This is a genomic window from Halomonas faecis (assembly GCF_010993975.1).
GTDB classification, from domain to species: domain Bacteria; phylum Pseudomonadota; class Gammaproteobacteria; order Pseudomonadales; family Halomonadaceae; genus Halomonas; species Halomonas faecis.
On the sequence record NZ_JAACZO010000022.1, the window covers coordinates 212,937 to 230,835 of the forward strand.

A 17,899-nucleotide genomic window follows, 5' to 3' on the forward strand; every position below is an offset into this window, starting at 1 on the left:
GAGTAAGCCATCTTATCGTATCGAGCACCGAAATCTGGCCCCGTTGATCGGACTACCTCCTAAGCAGGGCCTGATTCATGTGCGAGGCACCGGCCTTCCACCAGGGACCGCGGCCATTTCCCACTGGCTTCCACGCCCGATACTCGTCTCGACCCAACACCAGGGTCCGCAGACGCTTCCACTACCGCCAGAACACGCAACGCAGTCGGCGATGCATCCCTCGATCCAGCCCTTCCAAGGGACGCTTCACGTCGACGAGACTGAAGTAGCTGGCCCAGCCCCGCAGGACTGGTGTCAGTTCACCGATGCCTCGCTGAATATGGCGCGCGGCCCGTGCCATCAGCAGGTCGTGGTTCACTCAAACGAAGAAGGCTTCCAGGTTGAGGTCGACCACCCAGCGGTGGCCGGCGGTGACATGGGCCTTCATGGCCGAGACGGTCTGCTGTGCGTTGCGTTTGGGGCGGTAGCCGTAGCGCGATTCGGAGAAGTCCGGGTCGAAGAGCGGCGTCAGCACCTGCAGCAACGCCTGCTGGATCAGCCAGTTGCTGACCGTGGAAATGCCGAGCTGTCGTGTCCCACCTTGGGTTTGGGGATCTCGACGGCCCGGACTGGGCTGGGGTAGGGGTGATGTTAGCGCCCGTTGCTGTCTTCACGATCGATCCTCGAGACGTCATCGCCTACTCGCTGTTCTTCATGTTCGGCCCTTGGTGTCGGGGTGAATCGACACTTACGATGACGTCTGATGGCCCGTCCCGTCGCCTCTCGACGCCAGTAGCACTAGCGCCAGTCAGGCGCTGCGCGCCATGCCTGGCGCACACCAAAAAACGGCGGGCCATCGCCCGCCGCAAGGAGTCGATCGAAACCCGATCGAGAGAGAAAGCTGGCGTTCAGATCTCGAAACCGCGACCGAAGTCCTCCGCGGAGATCGCCATCAGCGACTCGGCGCCGGCCTCGATGGCCTGCTTGTGGCTGCGGGTGCGCGGCAGCAACCGCTGGTAGAAGAAACGTGCGGTATCGAGCTTGGCGCGGTAGAAGGCGGCGTCTTCGGTGCTCTCGGCCAGCGCTATCCTGGCCTGCCTGGCTGCCCGGGCGAACAGATAGGCCAGGGTGACGTAGCCGGCATACATCAGGTAGTCGACGCTGGCCGCCCCCACTTCCTCGCGGTCGGTCATGGCCTTCATGCCAATGCCCATGGTCAGCTCGCCCCACTCCTGGTTCAATTTGGCCAGGGGCCGCACAAACTCGGCGAGCTCGCCGTTGCCCTCCTCGGCCTGACAGAACTTGTGGATCTCCTTGGTGAAGACCTTGAGCGTCTCGCCCTGGCTCATCAGCACCTTGCGCCCCAGCAGGTCGAGGGCCTGGATGCCGGTGGTGCCCTCGTAGAGGCGAGTGATGCGGGCGTCGCGCACCAGCTGCTCCATGCCCCATTCCTGGATGAAGCCGTGGCCGCCGAATACCTGTACGCCCTCGTTGGTGGCCTCGAAGCCGGTTTCGGTCAGGAACGCCTTGACGATGGGCGTCAGCAGGCCCAGCAGGGTCTCGGCGCGCTCCTTCTCGGCGGCATCGCTGCCATGCTCGACGATGTCGATCATCTGGGCAGTATAGAGCGTGAGCATCCGACCGCCCTCGGCGAAGGCCTTCTGGGTCAGCAGCATGCGGCGCACGTCCGGATGAACGATGATCGGATCGGCGGGTTTCTCGGGAGCCTTGGGGCCTGCGAGCGCACGCATCTGCAAGCGGTCGCGGGCGTAGGCCAGGGCATTCTGGAAGCTCGCCTCGGTAAGGCCCAGACCCTGAATGCCCACGCCGATACGGGCGGCATTCATCATGGTGAACATGCAGGCCAGCCCCTTGTTGGGCGCACCGACCAGGAACCCCTTGGCCCCGTCGAAGTTCATCACGCAGGTGGCGTTGCCGTGGATGCCCATCTTGTGCTCGAGCGAGCCGCACACCACGCCGTTGCGCTCGCCGGGCTCCCCCGCCCCGTTGGGCAGGAACTTCGGCACCACGAACAGCGAAATGCCTTTGGAGCCCTCCGGCGCATCGGGGAGCTTGGCCAGCACCAGGTGGACGATGTTCTCTGCCAGGTCATGCTCGCCGGCGGAGATGAAGATCTTGGTGCCGGTGATATCGAAGGCGCCGTCGTCGGCTGGCACGGCGCGGGTCTTGATCAGGCCCAGGTCGGTACCGCAGTGCGGCTCGGTGAGGCACATGGTGCCGGTCCAGGTGCCCTCGACCAGCTTGGTCAGGTAGGTGGCCTTCTGCTCATCGGTACCGTGGTGGCGAAGCGCGTCAGCGGCACCGTGCGAAAGCCCCGGATACATGCCCCAGGCCAGGTTGGTGGCACAGATCATCTCGTTGAGCACCATGGCCAGCGAGTGCGGCAGCCCCTGCCCGCCGTGCTCGGGGTCGGCGGCCAGGCTCGGCCAACCACCCTCCACGTACTGGGCGTAGGCTTCCTTGAAGCCCTTGGGCGCCTTCACGTCGCCCCCTTCCAGCAAGCAGCCTTCCCGGTCGCCGCTCTGGTTCAGCGGCAGCAGCACCTCCCGGGCGAAGCGCGCCCCCTCCTCGAGAATGGCCGCCACCACATCCGGGGAGGCGTCGTCACCGCCGGGCAGACGAGCGTAGTGGGCCGGATAGTCCAGCAGTTCGTCCATCACGAAGCGCAGGTCGCGCAGGGGGGCCTGATAGTCGGGCATGTCGATCTCTCCAAAAGCCGTCGGGCGCACGCAGCCGCAAGCGCCATTTTTCAAACGAATGTTTGAAACCTAGCGATCGACACGCATCAAGTCAAGCGTTCGTTTCAAAACGCCGTTGAGAGCGTAATGCCATTCATGGCATGGCTTCCTTGAGCCGCCCCCGCAACGTTTCCAGCCGCTCCTTGAGCTCGTGGAGTTCGTCGAAACTCTGGCCGCTGGCCATCACCACGCAGTCAGGGATCTCGCGGGCGCGCTCCTGCAGGGCTCGTCCGGCATCGGTCAGGTGGAGCTCCACCACGCGCTCGTCGCGCTCGCTTCGCACGCGTTCGAGCAGCCCTTCCCGGGCCAGGCGCTTGAACACCGGCGTCAGCGAGCCGGTATCGGTGTAGAGCCGCTGACTGACCGTACCGGCACTCAGGCCGTCCTCCTCCCACAGCACCATCATCACCAGATACTGCGGATAGGTGAGATTGAGCGCCGTGAGCAGCGGCTTGTAGAACTTGGTCATCAATAGCGAAGTGGAATAGAGCGCAAAGCAGAGCTGGTGGTCGAGCTGCAAGTCGCTGCAGACATCCGAGTCGGCCATGGCGGGGCCTCCTTTATCCATCCCGAAAAAAGCTGATGCGCTATACGTTAGCGCACCAGCTTCTGGATGAACAGTCAGTTGCCTCGGCTTGCCCTCACTGCATGCGTATGCCGCCGTCGAGGCGGATCGTTTCACCGTTGAGCATGGGGTTGGTGAAGATCTGTTCGGCCAGACGGGCGAACTCGTCGGGCTTGCCGAGCCGCTTGGGGAACGGCACGGCGGCGGCCAAGGCCTCGGCAGCCTCGTCGGGAATCTCGCTCATCATCGGGGTCTCGAAGACGCCGGGGGCGATGGCCATTACCCGAATGCCGTGTCGCGAGAGTTCGCGTGCCGCCGGCAGGCTCATGCCCACCACCCCGGCCTTGGAGGCGCTGTAGGCGCACTGTCCCACCTGCCCGTCGAAGGCGGCGATGGAGGCGGTGTTGACGATCACCCCGCGCTCGCCATCCTCGCCGGGGGCGTTCCTGGCCATGGCCGCGGCAGCCAGGCGCATGACGTTGAAGGTGCCCACCAGGTTGATCTGCACGGTGCGGTCGTAGGCGTCGAGATCGGCGGGATTGCCCTCGCGATCGACCAGCTTGGCCACGCTGACCACGCCGGCGCAGTGCACCACGCCCGCCAGACCGCGACCACCGCTGAGCTTGACGGCCGCATCCACGGCGGCCTGGATATCGTCGCCCGAGGTAACGTCACCACGCACCGCGCGAGCGCTCTCCCCGAGCTTTTCGGCGTGGGCCTCGACGGCGTCGCTCAAATCGCAGAGTACCACCCGGCCGCCGCCGGCGATCAGCCGCTCGGCGGTGGCCCCCCCCAGCCCGGAGGCGGCGCCGGTGATCAGGAAGGTGTTGTCCTTCACTTGCATCTATCGTGTCTCCCAGTTCATTTCGCGGGCTCGGCGTCCGCTTTGTCGGCGGCGTCGGCACGCAGCTTGAAGCGCTGGATCTTGCCGCTCGGTGTCTTGGGCAAGACCTCCACGAACTCGATCACCCGCGGGAAGGCATGGGTGGAAAGTCGTTCGCGCACCAACTGGCGGATCTCATCAGCCAGGACATCGCTCGCCTCGAAACCGTCGCGCAGCACCACGTAGGACTTGATGATCTCGCCGCGGATCTCGTCCGGCTGGCCCACGGCGGCGGACTCGGCCACCGCCGGGTGAGTCATCACGCTGTTCTCCACGTCGGTAGGGCCGACACGGTAGCCCGCGGTGGTGATGATGTCGTCGTCGCGGCCGGCGAACTGGAAGGTACCATCCTCGTTCTTGATCACCACGTCACCGGTCAGATAGAAGCCCTCGGCGAAGGGGTGCTTCTCCTGCCAAGTGTAGCCGGGGAAGAAGTGCGCCGGCGAGTTGGCGATGTCCACCGCCAGCACGCCGGGTTCGCCCGGAGGCAGCTCCCGGTACTCGGCGTCGAGGATCGCCAGTCGATAGCCAGGCATCGGCACGCCCATGGCACCGACGTGCTTGGGATGCGCCAGCGCATGATGGTTGCAGCAGGTCATGCCGGTTTCGGTCTGGCCGTAGTGGTCCATGACCGGGCAACCCAGCGAACGCTCCACCCAGGTCACCACCTCGGTGTTGAGCGGCTCGCCAGCGGAGCTCGCCACGCGCAGCTCGAGCGTCTCGTAGGCATCGTCGAACAGCCCCGACGCCTTCATCAAGCGGTAGGCGGTGGGCGCGGCGGCGAAGTTGGTGATGCGATGGCGCCTCATGAAGTCGAGCGCCCCTTCGGCGCTGAAACCCGCCTCACAGAAGTGAGTGGTCACACCCAGCAGCAGTGGTCCGGCAATGGCGTAGTAGAGGCCGTAAGCCCAGCCGGGGTCGGCCATGTTCCAGAAGCGGTCGCTGTCGCGCAGGTCGATGGCCAGCTCCATGTAGAGCGCGAAGGCCGGCATGCCGGAGAGCGGCACCGCCACGCCCTTGGGCTTGCCCACGGTGCCGGAAGTGAACATCTGCAGGAAAGGGGCATCCGGCGCCAGGCGCGGCGGCGTCTCTTCCATCGGCGAGTGGGCCAGGGCTTCCGACCAAGCCAGGTCGTCGCCGTGCTCGCCTTCCGGGCCGCCTACGGCAAGCACCGGCGGACACTGCGAGAGGCCGTCGAACTTGAAGCGGTTGGCCTGATCGGTGATCACCACTTGGGTATCGGCGCGCCCCAGACGATAGTCCACGGCGTCCGGCCCGAAGGCGGTGAACAGCGGCTGATAGACGGCACCGATGCGCCAGGTGGCAAGCACCGCTACCAGCAGCTCGGGCGAGCGCGGCAGCATGCAGGCAATGCGGTCGCCCGCGCCGAGGCCGCGCTCGCGGAACCATCCGGCCAGCCTGGCGCTCCGGGCGTCCAACTCAGCATAGCTGAGGGTAGTGACGCTGCCCGCGGTGTCCTCGTGAACCAGCGCTGTCACTTCGCCACGACCGGCTCGCAGATGACGGCCACAGCAGGATTCGAAGGCATTGAAGCGGCCATCGCGATGGTCGTCGAGCCGGGCGATGACCTCGTCGATGGAAAAGGTCGCGAGATAGTCTTGATAGTCGGGTAGGGTCGCGGCGTGACTCATGGAGGGCCCTCTTGTGCTGTTGTGATTGTTCGATGCCGTGATGGCAGAAACGCAGAAAGCTACCGGCAGTCTTGATGTCAGTTGACGTAAACGTCAACATAGCAAGCGCTAGGTACAAGCTAGAAGCAAAGCCGCCGCGGAGCAACCCCGCAGCGACGGCAACGAACTAGACCATGGTCGATGCCGACGACGGGAGAGTCACCGGCGAGGTGAGCATGGCGATCAGCTCACGAGCGAGTTCTTCGGGGGTGCGCGGCCCCTCGGGATCGTACCAGCGCACCGTCCAGTTGAGCGCGCCCATGACGAAGCGGGATACGAGAAAGCGGTCGCCGTGGATCAGGCCAGCGTCCAGGGCCTCGTCGATGACCTCTTCCCACAGCGCCTCGTAGGCGTCGCGCAGGTGGCTCAGGTGATCTCGCGCTTCCGAATCGAGGCGACGCCACTCATAGAGCGCCACCACGTGAGCGTTGCGGTCGGTCAACAGGGTTTCGAGATGCGCACGCGCCATGGCATGCAACCGCGCTTCGGGCGTGCTGTCACAGCGGTCGAGGGCACGGCGCGCGATGGTCAGCGCATTCTGAGTGCCTTCCTCGATCACCGCCGCGAGGATCTCCTGCTTGTCGCGAAAATGATGGAACAGGCTGCCGGACTTGATGCCCATCTCGTGGGCGAGCATGCGCACCGTGGTCCGGTCGAAGCCCTCCTGGACGAAGAGCTGGGCGGCCAGACGGGTCAGTTCCTTACGGCGCGGGGACTCGTTTACGACATTCATCGGGTTTACACTAGCGCTTGCTTGGTTGACCTTGAGAAAACCACAGGCCTGCCGGGAGGTCAACGCGACTGATGCATACGCGGTCGGCGGGATTGCCGCCATGACGCCCCAGCCAGACGCCGCCAACGATCACGAGCCAGGAGTCACGCCATGAGCCACGCCAACGACATCGTCTTTCTTTCCGCCGCCCGTACGCCCATGGGGGGAATGCTCGGCAGTCTATCGAGCCTCACCGCTCCTCAGCTCGCCGCCACCGCCATTGGTGCCGCCATCGAGCGTGCCGGCATCAAGGCCGCCAGCATCGACGAGGGTATCCTGGGCTGCGTGCTGCCCGGCGGCGTCAAGCAAGGGCCGGCACGCCAGGCCATGCGCCAGGCCGGCATCCCCGACAGCATCGGCGCCACCACCATCAACAAGCTGTGCGGCTCGGGCATGAAGGCCGCCATGCTCTGCCATGACCTGATTCGCGCCGGCAGCGGCGAGGTAATGCTCGCCGGTGGCATGGAATCCATGTCCAACGCGCCCCACGTGTTGACCAAGGCACGCACCGGCTACCGTCTGGGCCATGGCGAACTCAAGGACCACATGTTCTTCGACGGCCTGGAGGATGCCGAAACCGGCAAGCTGATGGGCGTGTTCGCCCAGGACATCGCCAGCGCACGCGACTATTCTCGCGAGCGCCTGGACGACTTCGCCATCGCCTCGCTGGAGCGCGCCATGGAGGCCACCAACGCCGGCCACTTGAGTGCCGAAATGGCACCGGTCACGGTCACCGACCGCAAGGGCGAGACGCTCGTCGAGCACGACGAGCAGCCGTTCCAGGCCAAGCTCGACAAGATCCGCAGCCTGCGCCCGGCCTTTGCCAAGGACGGCACCATCACCGCCGCCAACTCGAGCTCCATTTCCGACGGCGCCTCGGCGCTGATCCTGGCCAGCCAGTCGGCCGCCGACAAACTCGGCGCCAAACCCATTGCACGCATGCTTGGCCACAGCACCCATTCGCGCCATCCCAGCGAGTTCACCATCGCCCCGGTGGGCGCCATCGACAAGCTGATGAAACGACTCGACTGGGGCGTGAGTGACGTCGACCTGTTCGAGATCAACGAAGCCTTCGCCGTGGTCACGCTAATGGCCATGGACGACCTGGGCCTGCCCCACGACAAGGTCAACGTCTTCGGCGGCGCCTGCGCCCAGGGCCACCCCATCGGCTCCACCGGCTCGCGCATCATCGCCACCCTCATCCACGCCCTGCGTACCCAGGGCGGCAAGCGCGGCATCGCCAGCCTGTGCATCGGCGGCGGCGAGGCCACTGCCGTGGCCGTGGAGCTGATCGACTGAATGGCCACGCTCCATCGGGTCGACACCGTCGAGGGGCCCCTGCACGCCGTCCGCTGGTCGCCCCCAGCGGCCGCAGACGGCGTGGCTCCCATCGTTCTGCTGCACGACTCGCTCGGTTGCATCACCCTGTGGCGGGACTTTCCCGAGCGCCTGGCAAAAGCCACCCGACGCGAGGTGATCGCCTACGATCGCCTGGGTTATGGCAAGTCGGCCCCCTACCCCGGCCCACAGCCGGAAAGCTTCATCGTCGACGAGGCACAGCATGAATTCGACGCCGTTCGCGAGCAGCTGAACGTCGAACGCTTCGCGCTGCTGGGCCATAGCGTGGGTGGCAGCATGGCCGCCGTCACCGCCGGCCGATTTCCCCAGGCCTGCGAGGCACTGATCACGGTGGCGGCCCAGGCCTTCACCGAGCCGCGCACCCTGGCCGGCATTCGCGAGGCGGAGCGGGCCTTCCTCGAGCCCGGAGGCCTGTCACGACTGGAGAAGTACCACGCCGACAAGGCCGAGTGGGTGCTGCGCTCCTGGGTCGACAACTGGCACTCCGAGGCCTTCCGCGAGTGGCGGCTGGACGACGCCCTGACCCGGGTGCACTGCCCGACGCTGGCGATTCACGGCGAGCTCGACGAGTACGGCTCGCGGGAACAGCCAGCACGCATCGCCGCGCTGACACCGGGCCCCAGCGCGCCATACCTGCTCACCGACTGCGGCCACGTGCCGCATCGCGAATGCCCGGAGCGACTAATCGGCGCCATCGCCGACTTTCTGGGATGAATCGCTAGCCGGGGGCCGACAGGCGATCCAGGCGCAATCGCTCACGGCCGTCGAACAGCCGGCGGCTGCCCGCCGCCACCGCCGCCAGGGTGCCGAAGCCGGTACCCAGGGTGATGGTGAACATGACGAGTATCTGATATTTCACTGCTAGGGCCGGTGGACTGCCGGCCAGTATCTGGCCGGTCATCATGCCCGGCAGGCTCACCACCCCGGCGGCAGCCATGGCGTTGATCATCGGCATCAGACCGCTGCGCATCGCCTCGCGGCGGATGTCGCCGGTGGCCTCCTGCCAGCGCTGGCCGAGCATCAGGCGGTTCTCGATCACCCCGCGCTGCCGCCAGGCGGTATCGGTGAGCCGATCCAGCGCCAGGGCCACGCCGGTCATGGTGTTGCCGAGCATCATGCCCAGCAGCGGGATGGCGTACTGTGGCCGGTACCAGGGCTCCGGACCGATGATCACGGTGAGGGTGAGCACGGCCACGCTGAACGACGACAGAAACATCGAGACGGTACCGATACCGAAGGCCCAGCCGCCCAGCAGTCGGCGCTTCTGGCGCGCCATGACCTCGCGCCCGGCGATCAGCAGCATGCCCACCGCCATCAGTACCACCCAGTGCAGCGCCTCGGCGGCAAACAGTGCTTCGAGCACCAGGCCGACGAGCGCCAGCTGGATCACGGTCCGCGCCGCGGCGATCAGCAGGCTTCGGCTCATGCCCAGCCGCGCCCAGGCCGTACAGCCGGCCAGCGCCACCACCAGCAGAGCCGCAGCGGCCAGCTGCCACCAGCCGAGATCGATCACGTCCATGCGCCCTCCATCTCGGTCTCCAGCACTCCACCTTGGATACGCGCGTGGCGATCCGCCACCCGGGCGATCTGCGCCATGTCGTGGGCGACCCACACTGCCGGCCAGCCACGCACGCGTATCCGCTCCCTGAGCCAGGCCTCGACGCGGCTCGCCGTGGCATCGTCCAGGTTCGCCGTCGGCTCATCGAGCAACAGCGCGGAAGGCGACCGGCTCACCGCCCGCAGCAATGCCAGCCGCTGTTTCTCGCCGGACGAGAGGTGAACCACCGACCCGTCGAGCACCTCGGGCCGGAATCCCAACGACTCGAGATCGGCCGGCGTGGCATCGGGCAGGTGCTCGCCCACGCGCTCGGCCCACCAGTGACTCTCCGCCGGCACCAGCATCACTGCCTGGCGCCAAGCATGGCCGGGGATGGACGACTGGGCCCGGTCGCCCAGCCACACCTCCCCGTCATGCGGCTCCAGGTCGGCGATGGCACGCAGCAGCCGGCTCTTCCCGGAGCCGCTCACCCCGGAGAGACAGAGGATCTCACCGGAAGCAATGGCCAGGGTCACCGGACACAGTTCGCCGATGGCCAGACCGTCGAGTCGCAGGGTGTCAGGGGTGGGCACGGCGTCTCCTCGTTTCATGCGGCAATGCCGACTACGATAGCGCAACCGCAGCGCGCCGGTCGTTCGGCGATTCTACTGGCCGGTAGCCATGCCGCCTGTCTCTCCGTATCATATACGGAGTTCCATATATTCCATCGTCTTTATCCAACAAGGAGCCGTGGCATGACCGCGCACCAGGAATCCAACGCCCCGAGTACCTCGGAGGGCATGGGGCTGTTCGAGCGCTTTCTCTCCGTCTGGGTGGCGCTGGCCATCGTCGCCGGGGTGCTGCTCGGCCAGTTCGCCCCAGCGGTGCCCGAGACGCTGTCACGCTTCGAGTATGCCCAGGTATCGATCCCGGTGGCGATTCTGATCTGGGCGATGATCTTTCCCATGATGGCGCAGATCGACTTCACCGCCGTGCTCAGCGTGCGCCGCCAGCCCAAGGGGCTGGTCATCACCACCACGGTGAACTGGCTGATCAAGCCCTTCACCATGTTCGCCATCGCCTGGTTCTTCCTGATGGTGGTGTTCCGGCCCCTCATTCCGGAACCCCTCGCCAGCCAGTATCTGGCCGGCGCCATTCTGCTGGGAGCCGCCCCTTGCACCGCCATGGTCTTCGTATGGAGCTACCTGACCCGCGGCGACGCTGCCTACACCCTGGTGCAGGTAGCGCTCAACGATCTGATCATGCTGTTCGCCTTCGCGCCCATCGTGGTTTTCCTGCTCGGCGTCTCCAACATCCAGGTGCCCTGGGATACGGTGGCGCTATCGGTGGTGCTCTACATCGTGATCCCGCTGGCCGCCGGCTACCTGACCCGGCGCACCCTGATCGCCCGCCGCGGCATCGAGTGGTACGACAACGTCTTCATGAAGCGTATAGGTCCAATAACCCCTGTTGGACTCATCATTACGCTGGTACTGCTGTTCGCCTTCCAGGGTGAAGTGATCCTCGAGGCGCCGCTGCACATCGTGCTGATCGCCATCCCACTGATCCTTCAAACCTTCCTGATCTTCTTCCTCGCCTACGGCTGGGCCAAAGCGTGGAAAGTGCCTCACAACGTCGCCGCCCCCGGTGCAATGATCGGCGCCAGCAATTTCTTCGAACTGGCCGTGGCGGCCGCCATCGCCCTGTTCGGGCTGCAGTCCGGCGCGGCACTGGCCACGGTGGTGGGCGTGTTGGTGGAGGTGCCGCTGATGCTCGCCCTGGTTCGCATCGCCAACAATACCCGGCACCACTTCCCCGAGGCCGTGACGCAGGCCCCCGCCGAGGCCCAGGGCTGACCCATGGCCATCGAGGTGACCGCCGCCGCCCGAGCGTGGCTCGTTAGCAAGGGCGGCGTGGCTACGGTGCGGCTATCGCCCCGCCACGGCTGCTGCGGCGGCGGGGTCGATATCGCCGTGGCCGAAGCGAGAACGCCGAACGACCCCAAGATATATAAGCAACTGACTCAAGATGGTCTGACGCTATTCATCGAGCCATCGCTGGCCGACCAGGGACTCGTCATCGATGCCTCGAGCCTTCTGGGTTTCACATCGCTGTTCGTAGAAGGGGCGTCACCCCATTCACACGGAGAATGACGCATGACGTTCACCAAAGGCACGTTGCCCTGCATCGAATCCGCCTGGGAAGCGCATCACGACGAGCTCAGGCGCTTCCTGCTCAAGCATTGCGATGACCGCGATATCGCCGATGACGTGCTGCAGAACGTCTATTCCAAGGCACTCACGCACCGCCAAACCTTCTGCAAGCTCGACACCCCCCGAGCCTGGCTATTCAAGGTCGCGCGCCACCAGTGGATCGACCGGCAGCGTCGCGACGGCCGCCTGGTGATGGACGAAAGTCACGAGCCAACGGCGCCCGACGACGCCGAGACCGCCCCGCTGGACAGCCTCGCCGGCTGCATCGCCCGCGCCCTGCCCCACTGCGTCGCCGTGGATCGCGACATCCTGACACGCTGCGACCTCGAGGGCCTCCGGCAGGCCGACTACGCCAGGCGCAACGGCCTGAGCCTGCCGGCGACCAAGGCGCGGCTGCGCCGCGCCCGGCAGCGTCTGCGCGCGCGGCTGGTCGAGCAGTGCGATATCGTCTTCGACGATCAGGGCCGTGTCTGCTGTCACCGTGCCCTCGAGGCATAGGGCTCAAAAAATCGAGACCTCCCGCATCCTTTTGCCCGGTGCGGCGTCTTCTGGAGAGAGACGCCACTGACACGGGGAGTCACTGACATGTTGGAGGTCTTTACCTGGTTGGCCGACTGGCTGGTCTATGGCCTTGCCGGCCTGGATCCGGCCAGCAAGCTCGGCAGCTCGCTGCATTTCTTCGTCGAGGACACCACCAAGATCTTCGCCCTGCTGGTGGTGATGATCTACGTCATCGCCCTGGCTCGCGCCTCGCTCGACCTCGAGCGGGTGCGCCATTACATCCAGCGGAAGAACCGCTTGGCGGGCTACGGGCTGGGTGCCGGATTCGGGGCCATCACACCCTTCTGCTCCTGCTCGAGCATTCCGCTGTTCCTGGGCTTCACCAGCGCCGGCATTCCGCTGGGCATCACCATGGCCTTTTTGTTCACCTCGCCGATCATCAACGAGGTGGCGGTGATCATGCTGTGGAGCCTGCTCGGCTGGGAGTTCACCCTCGTTTATATCGTCATCGGCATGGCGGTGGGCATCGGTGGCGGCATGGTGCTCGATGCCTTCCAGGGGGAGCGCTGGCTCAAGGATTTTGCCGCCAAGGCCTACCAACGGGCCACCGAGTCGCCGCCAAGTGACGCACCAGCCCCCGAGGTGCCCTCGCTGACGCTCAAGGATCGCCATGCCTTCGCGCGAGACGAACTCAAGGAGATCGTTGGGCGAATCTGGAAGTGGGTGATCATCGGGGTGGGCCTGGGTGCCAGCCTGCACGGTTTCGTCCCCGACGGCTGGTTCGCCGACAACCTGGGCAGCGGCCAGTGGTGGAACGTACCAGCCGCCGTCTTTGCCGGCCTGCCGCTCTACTCCAATGCCACCGGCGTCATCCCGGTCATGGAGAGCCTGATCATAAAGGGCTTGCCGGTGGGCACCACGCTGGCGTTCTGCATGAGTACCGTGGCCGCCAGCTTCCCCGAGTTCATCATGCTCAAGCAGGTCATGCAGTGGCGGCTGCTGACCCTGATCTTCGTCATCCTGCTGATCAATTTCATGATCGTGGGGTGGCTCATCAATCTGCTGAGCCCTTGGCTGTTCAGCGGATTCTGACAAGGAGAGAGACCATGAAGACGATCGAAGTTCTGGGCACCGGCTGCAAGAAATGCACGACCACCGCCGAGCAGATGGAGGCCGTGGCCCGCGAGCTGGGCATCGAGGTCGACGTGAAAAAGGTCACTGATCCGACCGCCATCATGGAGTATCAGGTGATGTCGACCCCGGCCGTGGCGATCGACGGCAAGCTCGTGCACAGCGGCAGCGTACCGGACCGCGGCAAGATCGAGACGCTGCTGAAAGCCTAGAGGCTGATTAACACCCCGCCGCCGGCCAGCAGAATCACCACGGCCCAGGCGGGCAGCTTCCATACGCTGAGCAGCAGGAAGCCGGTCAGCGCCAGGGCGAATTCCCGCGGGCCTAGGATGGCGCTGGTCCACACCGGCTGGTAAAGCGCAGCGCCGAGGATGCCCACTACCGCGGCGTTGGCCCCGCGCATCAACGCCTGAGCGCTATCCCAGCGCCGGAAGCGGTTCCAGAACGGCAGCACGGCAACCAGTAGCAGCAGGCCAGGCAGGAAGATCATCACCAAAGCCAGGGCGGCGCCGGCCAGCGGCAGGCCGAGCGGTGTCATCACCGTGCCCAGGTAGGCAGAGAAGGTGAACAGCGGCCCCGGCACCGCCTGGGCCGCGCCGTAGCCGGCCAGGAAATCATCGGCGCCGACCCAGCCCGACTGCACCACTTCCGCCTCCAGCAGCGGCAGCACCACGTGGCCGCCGCCAAACACCAGGGCACCGGCACGATAGAAGGCGTCCATCACGGCCAGGGTGGCGGAAGGAATAAGCCAGACCAGCAGCGGCAGGCCGACCAGCAACCCCGCAAAACCGAAGCCCGCGAGCCACCCCGCCCGAGACGAGACGGGGAAGTACATCGCACGCCGCTCGGGCTCGGTGTGGGCGCGACACAGCAGCAAGCCTGCGGCGACACCGACCAGGATGGCGGCTACCTGCCCCAGCGGGCCGCCCACCAACACCACGGTGATCACGGCGGCCAGGGCGATGCCGGCGCGACGCCGGTCGGGACACAGGTTGCGGGCCATGCCCCAGACAGCGTGGGCGACGATAGCCACCGCCACTACCTTGAGCCCGTGGATCAGCCCCTGACTGAGCGGCCCGTCGAACGCCGCGGCGCCCAAGGCGAAGAGCACCAGCAGCAGAGCCGATGGCAGCGTGAAGGCCGTCCAGCCGGCTGCCGCCCCCCAGGGGCCTGCCCGCATCAGGCCCAGGGCGAAACCCGCCTGGCTGCTGGCCGGCCCCGGCAGGAACTGGCATAGCGCCACCAGGTCGGCATAATCCTGCTCCGACAGCCAGGCCCGACGCGTGACGAACTCGGCGCGGAAGTAGCCCAGGTGGGCGATGGGGCCGCCGAAGGATGTCAAGCCCAGCAGCAGGAAGGCACGAAATACCTCCAGGACACGCCCTGCCGAGCGAGCGGCATCGGTCATGCGGTAATCTCCCGAATCGGACAACTCAGCTCGCGATGGTAACCGGTGAGACGTGACGCGCCCATGTCAACGGCCGCCAGCGCCGCGCATCGGGTCGAAGGTCGCTCTTGCCAGCCGGCGGCGGCCCGGCGACCATGCGCGGATGACCGAACTCCTGCGACGCCATCCACTCCTGCTTATCGTACTGGCCCAGCTGTGCGGCACCTCCCTTTGGTTCTCCGTCAACGGTGTAGGGCTATCGCTCTCCCGCGATCTCGGTTTCAGTGAGGCCGATCTCGGCCGCCTCACGCTCACCGTGCAGGCGGGCTTCATTCTCGGCACCCTGGCCATCGCCACCACCGGCCTGGCCGACCGTTTCCGCGCCAGCCGTATCTTTGCCGCCGCCTGCTTGGCCGGTGCACTGGCCAATGCCGGCTTCGTGCTGGTGGCCGAGCAGATACCCCTGGCGCTCACGCTGCGTTTTTTGACCGGACTGTGTCTCGCCGGCATCTACCCGCTGGGCATGAAGCTCGTCATCGGCTGGACGCCCAAGCATACCGGCGCGGCACTCGCCTGGCTGGTGGGCATGCTGACCCTGGGCACCGCCCTGCCCCACCTGCTGCGCGGCACTACCCTGGGCATGGCCTGGGAGTGGCCGCTGCTCGGCGCCTCGCTACTGGCCCTGGCCGGCGGCGCCATGATCCTGGCCCTGGGCGACGGGCCACACCTGCCGCCGTCGAGCGGCAAGGCGCGGCTGCGCGACGGACTGGCCGCCCTGCGCGAGGCACGCTTTCGCGCCGTAGCCGGGGGCTACTTCGGCCACTGTTGGGAGCTCTACGCCTTCTGGACGCTCACTCCCTTTCTCGTGGCCCACGAGGTGCAGCGGCTGGAGGAGTCGAGCGACTGGATTCCCTGGCTGTCGTTCGGCGTCATCGCCCTGGGCTTCGCGGGCTGCGTGGGCGGCGGAGCCCTGAGCCGACGGCTCGGCAGCCTGTGGGTGGCACGTCGGGCGCTGGCCGCCTCCGGGCTGATCTGCCTCGCCTACCCGCTGCTGCCCTGGATGTCGCCAGCCTTATTGCTGGTGCTTCTGGCCCTGTGGGGCTTGACCGTGATTGCCGACTCCCCGCAGTTCTCGGCACTGGCCGCCGCCACCGCCCCGCGTGAACGCATCGGCTCTACCCTGGCGGTGATGAACGCCGTGGGCTTTGCACTGACCATTCCCGCCATCTCGCTGACCGCCTCACTATGGTCGCTGCAGGGCGCCTGGGTGGTGTGGTGGCTGCTGCCCGGCCCGCTGCTCGGGCTGTGGGTGATGCGGGGCCTGCCAGAGCGTGACGCCCAAGCGCTACCCCAAGCATTGGCCAAGACCCGGAAGCCATGATCTCGATCAGCCCGACGAGCCGGCAGGCCCACTTCCCTCGACGCCAAACGCCTCGCTCAGCGAGCCCTGGAACGACCAACCCTCCGGCGCACGGAGTTCATGGGACTGGCTGCCAGCATGTCGACAGATTGCCACGCAGGGTGGCGTGCCGCCGATGCCAATGTTGACGGTTTCGAAGGCCACCCAATCGCAGGGCGTGATCAGGCCACGCTTCTGGTCGGCAAAGGCGATGTCCTTATAAGGCCCCTCCCAATCGAAACGCAGCCCCGCCGCGACCAGGCGCTCGACAAATGGCGCGATCGCATCCGGACTCTGCAGCAAAACGCTGACCAGTTCGTCATCGGAGCAGAACTGATCCGTCGGCAGACAGTCGCGAAACGCCCGCCAGCCCCCCGTGATGCGTTGCTCGATCACGACGGCTCGTACAATGACCGCCGTTGCCTCCACCAGTACCGGCATTAGCCCCCTAAAATTGATCTGAGACAAACTGTCGCATCCACAGCATTCCACTTTCGGCGAATTTCCCTGAAGGGCGGCTGGCGAGATTCCCACCAATCTGCAAGCCTCTTAGATATACACTAATTCGCATATAACCATAACAATGACCACTAGCGACTCATCATGCAATCCCAGGCTCCCGACAACTCAAGGCTGACACCGTCAACCAATCCGCAGCCGGTGCATCCCGCGATGCCTAGCATCAGCTGGCTGGCATCGCGCTGCCTGGAAGCACCGCCACACCCGCTCGCCTGCGATCGCTGCCAGGCAGCCTGCCCGGCTCACGCCCTGGCCTTCATCGAGGATGCGACCAGCACGAATGGCGGCCCGCGCCTGCTCGCCAGCGACGCCTGCCATGGCTGTGCCCAGTGTATCGCGGCCTGTCCCACCGAGGCCTTGATCAGCCACGATTTCGAAACGCTAACCAATGCAGTAAAGGCGCACGACAGGGACCAACCGCTCAGCCTGGCCTGCCACCGCGTCGCCAGCGAGGACGTCGACCACCAGCGCCATTGCCTGCGCGCATTGGGATCCGACAGCCTGACCTGGCTGAAGGCCCGGGTGGCACCGACCGAGCTCATCCTGCGCCTGCCCGAGGGTTGCGCCGACTGCCCGGCCAAACCGGACACCGCAAACCAGCCTGACGCCTGGCTCGACGAGGCGTGCAGAGCTGCCCGCCTCGTCTCTGCTGAGGCGGGCGCTTTCGCTCCCGCCATGACGCCATCGGTGAGTCGACGCCGCTTCCTGCTCGGGCAGCCGGCCGCCACCCTGCCCAGTATTCCGGCCGATGACGCCGCGCCCCGGGCACGGCGGCTGCAGCGCAGGATCACAGCGGCCCAGACGCTGCATGAGCCCGTGGCGATACCAAGCCTGTCGCTGAACGTCTCGGCCTGCCAGGCCCATGGGGTCTGTGTCCGTGTCTGCCCGACCCCGGCTCTCCAGGAAAGCGACACCGGCGAACTGCGCTTCGCCCCCCTGGCCTGCCTGGATTGCGGTCACTGCCTTTCGGCGTGTCCGGAGGGGGCTCTGGAGATGGCCAGCAGCACCGACACGACACCCCGCACACTGCGCGAGAGCCGAACGGCCCACTGTTTCGACTGTGGTCGCTCCTTCACACCCGAGCCGCAGGCGATACGCCAACCATCCCCCCGATGCCCGGCCTGCCGGCGCGACAAGGCCTTGCTACAGGAGAGCTTTCACGACCTGTTCGGATGACCACGTCATGCCCGACTCACATCGCCAC

The 17,899-nt window shown here is 66.1% G+C and carries 20 protein-coding genes; 9 read left to right on the plus strand and 11 right to left on the minus strand.

Annotated elements, in window-relative coordinates; all coding sequences use genetic code 11:
• Positions 1–181 precede the first annotated feature (181 nt).
• From GFD32_RS19965 to GFD32_RS11160, 7 genes are all read right to left on the minus strand, one after another.
• Entirely contained in the window at positions 182–340 is a 159-nt protein-coding gene (locus GFD32_RS19965; RefSeq protein WP_240455625.1) for a group II intron maturase-specific domain-containing protein, read from the minus strand.
• An 18-nt stretch (positions 341–358) separates the two neighbouring features.
• Positions 359–514 carry a hypothetical protein gene (locus GFD32_RS19970; RefSeq protein ID WP_240455612.1) on the minus strand — a complete coding sequence of 52 codons (156 nt, stop codon included), beginning with the start codon at positions 512–514 and terminating at the stop codon, positions 359–361.
• Positions 515–887: 373 nt separating this feature from the next.
• Positions 888–2,699, minus strand: a complete 1,812-nt coding sequence (locus GFD32_RS11140; protein WP_163576633.1) for an acyl-CoA dehydrogenase C-terminal domain-containing protein — start codon at positions 2,697–2,699, stop codon at positions 888–890.
• A gap of 133 nt (positions 2,700–2,832) precedes the next feature.
• Entirely contained in the window at positions 2,833–3,285 is a 453-nt protein-coding gene (locus GFD32_RS11145; RefSeq protein WP_163576634.1) for a MarR family winged helix-turn-helix transcriptional regulator, read from the minus strand.
• 94 nt (positions 3,286–3,379) lie between these two features.
• On the minus strand, positions 3,380–4,147 hold the full coding sequence (locus tag GFD32_RS11150; protein WP_163576636.1) for an SDR family NAD(P)-dependent oxidoreductase: 768 nt from the start codon (positions 4,145–4,147) through the stop codon (positions 3,380–3,382).
• A 17-nt stretch (positions 4,148–4,164) separates the two neighbouring features.
• Positions 4,165–5,838, minus strand: a complete 1,674-nt coding sequence (locus GFD32_RS11155; protein WP_163576638.1) for an AMP-binding protein — start codon at positions 5,836–5,838, stop codon at positions 4,165–4,167.
• Between the two features lie 166 nt (positions 5,839–6,004).
• Positions 6,005–6,610 carry a TetR/AcrR family transcriptional regulator gene (locus tag GFD32_RS11160; protein WP_163576640.1) on the minus strand — a complete coding sequence of 202 codons (606 nt, stop codon included), beginning with the start codon at positions 6,608–6,610 and terminating at the stop codon, positions 6,005–6,007.
• Positions 6,611–6,760: 150 nt separating this feature from the next.
• Here GFD32_RS11160 and GFD32_RS11165 point away from each other — a divergent pair, with 150 nt between their 5' ends.
• Together GFD32_RS11165 and GFD32_RS11170 are read left to right on the plus strand one after the other, a co-directional pair.
• Positions 6,761–7,948 (plus strand): acetyl-CoA C-acyltransferase, encoded by a 1,188-nt coding sequence (locus tag GFD32_RS11165; protein ID WP_163576641.1) that lies wholly within the window; start codon positions 6,761–6,763, stop codon positions 7,946–7,948.
• Positions 7,949–8,722 carry an alpha/beta fold hydrolase gene (locus GFD32_RS11170; RefSeq protein ID WP_163576643.1) on the plus strand — a complete coding sequence of 258 codons (774 nt, stop codon included), beginning with the start codon at positions 7,949–7,951 and terminating at the stop codon, positions 8,720–8,722.
• Positions 8,723–8,726: 4 nt separating this feature from the next.
• Here GFD32_RS11170 and GFD32_RS11175 read toward each other — a convergent pair whose 3' ends face one another.
• Positions 8,727–9,527 (minus strand): ABC transporter permease, encoded by an 801-nt coding sequence (locus tag GFD32_RS11175; protein ID WP_163576646.1) that lies wholly within the window; start codon positions 9,525–9,527, stop codon positions 8,727–8,729.
• Positions 9,518–10,138: an ABC transporter ATP-binding protein gene (locus GFD32_RS11180; protein ID WP_240455613.1), complete on the minus strand. Its 621-nt coding sequence runs from the start codon at positions 10,136–10,138 to the stop codon at positions 9,518–9,520. Before GFD32_RS11180 ends, GFD32_RS11175 begins: the two co-directional genes overlap by 10 nt.
• A 162-nt stretch (positions 10,139–10,300) precedes the next feature.
• Between GFD32_RS11180 and arsB the strand changes: the two genes are divergently transcribed.
• From arsB to GFD32_RS11205, 5 genes are all read left to right on the plus strand, one after another.
• Positions 10,301–11,401, plus strand: coding sequence for an ACR3 family arsenite efflux transporter (arsB, locus tag GFD32_RS11185; RefSeq protein ID WP_163576649.1), 1,101 nt, complete (start codon positions 10,301–10,303; stop codon positions 11,399–11,401).
• A gap of 3 nt (positions 11,402–11,404) precedes the next feature.
• Positions 11,405–11,698 carry a CC/Se motif family (seleno)protein gene (locus tag GFD32_RS11190; RefSeq protein WP_205599103.1) on the plus strand — a complete coding sequence of 98 codons (294 nt, stop codon included), beginning with the start codon at positions 11,405–11,407 and terminating at the stop codon, positions 11,696–11,698.
• 3 nt (positions 11,699–11,701) lie between these two features.
• Positions 11,702–12,256, plus strand: coding sequence for a sigma-70 family RNA polymerase sigma factor (locus tag GFD32_RS11195; RefSeq protein ID WP_163576651.1), 555 nt, complete (start codon positions 11,702–11,704; stop codon positions 12,254–12,256).
• Positions 12,257–12,343: 87 nt separating this feature from the next.
• Positions 12,344–13,351 carry a permease gene (locus tag GFD32_RS11200; RefSeq protein WP_163576652.1) on the plus strand — a complete coding sequence of 336 codons (1,008 nt, stop codon included), beginning with the start codon at positions 12,344–12,346 and terminating at the stop codon, positions 13,349–13,351.
• Positions 13,352–13,365: 14 nt separating this feature from the next.
• Positions 13,366–13,602: a thioredoxin family protein gene (locus GFD32_RS11205; RefSeq protein ID WP_163576653.1), complete on the plus strand. Its 237-nt coding sequence runs from the start codon at positions 13,366–13,368 to the stop codon at positions 13,600–13,602.
• On the opposite strand, the gene chrA is transcribed toward GFD32_RS11205, so the two are convergent.
• On the minus strand, positions 13,599–14,798 hold the full coding sequence (gene chrA / locus GFD32_RS11210; protein WP_163576654.1) for a chromate efflux transporter: 1,200 nt from the start codon (positions 14,796–14,798) through the stop codon (positions 13,599–13,601). The two genes, GFD32_RS11205 and chrA, sit on opposite strands and share 4 nt — an antisense overlap.
• A 142-nt stretch (positions 14,799–14,940) precedes the next feature.
• Between chrA and GFD32_RS11215 the strand changes: the two genes are divergently transcribed.
• The gene (locus GFD32_RS11215) at positions 14,941–16,158 is read left to right on the plus strand and encodes an MFS transporter (RefSeq protein WP_163576655.1); all 1,218 of its coding nucleotides are present in this window, start codon (positions 14,941–14,943) and stop codon (positions 16,156–16,158) included.
• 6 nt (positions 16,159–16,164) lie between these two features.
• Here the strand turns inward: GFD32_RS11215 and GFD32_RS11220 are convergent, their stop codons facing one another.
• Positions 16,165–16,617 carry a hypothetical protein gene (locus GFD32_RS11220; protein WP_163576656.1) on the minus strand — a complete coding sequence of 151 codons (453 nt, stop codon included), beginning with the start codon at positions 16,615–16,617 and terminating at the stop codon, positions 16,165–16,167.
• A gap of 231 nt (positions 16,618–16,848) precedes the next feature.
• On the opposite strand from GFD32_RS11220, the gene GFD32_RS11225 reads away from it, so the two are divergent.
• Positions 16,849–17,871: a 4Fe-4S dicluster domain-containing protein gene (locus GFD32_RS11225; RefSeq protein ID WP_163576658.1), complete on the plus strand. Its 1,023-nt coding sequence runs from the start codon at positions 16,849–16,851 to the stop codon at positions 17,869–17,871.
• Positions 17,872–17,899: the final 28 nt, after the last annotated feature.

Coding starts and splice junctions, on each gene's coding strand:
- GFD32_RS19965 (WP_240455625.1), bottom strand. CDS start 340: ATGGCACGGGCCGCGCGCCATATTCAGCGAGGCATCGGTGAACTGACA.
- arsB (WP_163576649.1), top strand. CDS start 10,301: ATGACCGCGCACCAGGAATCCAACGCCCCGAGTACCTCGGAGGGCATG.
- GFD32_RS11165 (WP_163576641.1), top strand. CDS start 6,761: ATGAGCCACGCCAACGACATCGTCTTTCTTTCCGCCGCCCGTACGCCC.
- GFD32_RS11190 (WP_205599103.1), top strand. CDS start 11,405: ATGGCCATCGAGGTGACCGCCGCCGCCCGAGCGTGGCTCGTTAGCAAG.
- GFD32_RS11175 (WP_163576646.1), bottom strand. CDS start 9,527: ATGGACGTGATCGATCTCGGCTGGTGGCAGCTGGCCGCTGCGGCTCTG.
- chrA (WP_163576654.1), bottom strand. CDS start 14,798: ATGACCGATGCCGCTCGCTCGGCAGGGCGTGTCCTGGAGGTATTTCGT.
- GFD32_RS11215 (WP_163576655.1), top strand. CDS start 14,941: ATGACCGAACTCCTGCGACGCCATCCACTCCTGCTTATCGTACTGGCC.
- GFD32_RS11140 (WP_163576633.1), bottom strand. CDS start 2,699: ATGCCCGACTATCAGGCCCCCCTGCGCGACCTGCGCTTCGTGATGGAC.
- GFD32_RS11205 (WP_163576653.1), top strand. CDS start 13,366: ATGAAGACGATCGAAGTTCTGGGCACCGGCTGCAAGAAATGCACGACC.
- GFD32_RS11150 (WP_163576636.1), bottom strand. CDS start 4,147: ATGCAAGTGAAGGACAACACCTTCCTGATCACCGGCGCCGCCTCCGGG.
- GFD32_RS11225 (WP_163576658.1), top strand. CDS start 16,849: ATGCCTAGCATCAGCTGGCTGGCATCGCGCTGCCTGGAAGCACCGCCA.
- GFD32_RS11170 (WP_163576643.1), top strand. CDS start 7,949: ATGGCCACGCTCCATCGGGTCGACACCGTCGAGGGGCCCCTGCACGCC.
- GFD32_RS11195 (WP_163576651.1), top strand. CDS start 11,702: ATGACGTTCACCAAAGGCACGTTGCCCTGCATCGAATCCGCCTGGGAA.
- GFD32_RS11220 (WP_163576656.1), bottom strand. CDS start 16,617: ATGCCGGTACTGGTGGAGGCAACGGCGGTCATTGTACGAGCCGTCGTG.
- GFD32_RS11155 (WP_163576638.1), bottom strand. CDS start 5,838: ATGAGTCACGCCGCGACCCTACCCGACTATCAAGACTATCTCGCGACC.
- GFD32_RS11145 (WP_163576634.1), bottom strand. CDS start 3,285: ATGGCCGACTCGGATGTCTGCAGCGACTTGCAGCTCGACCACCAGCTC.
- GFD32_RS11160 (WP_163576640.1), bottom strand. CDS start 6,610: ATGAATGTCGTAAACGAGTCCCCGCGCCGTAAGGAACTGACCCGTCTG.
- GFD32_RS11200 (WP_163576652.1), top strand. CDS start 12,344: ATGTTGGAGGTCTTTACCTGGTTGGCCGACTGGCTGGTCTATGGCCTT.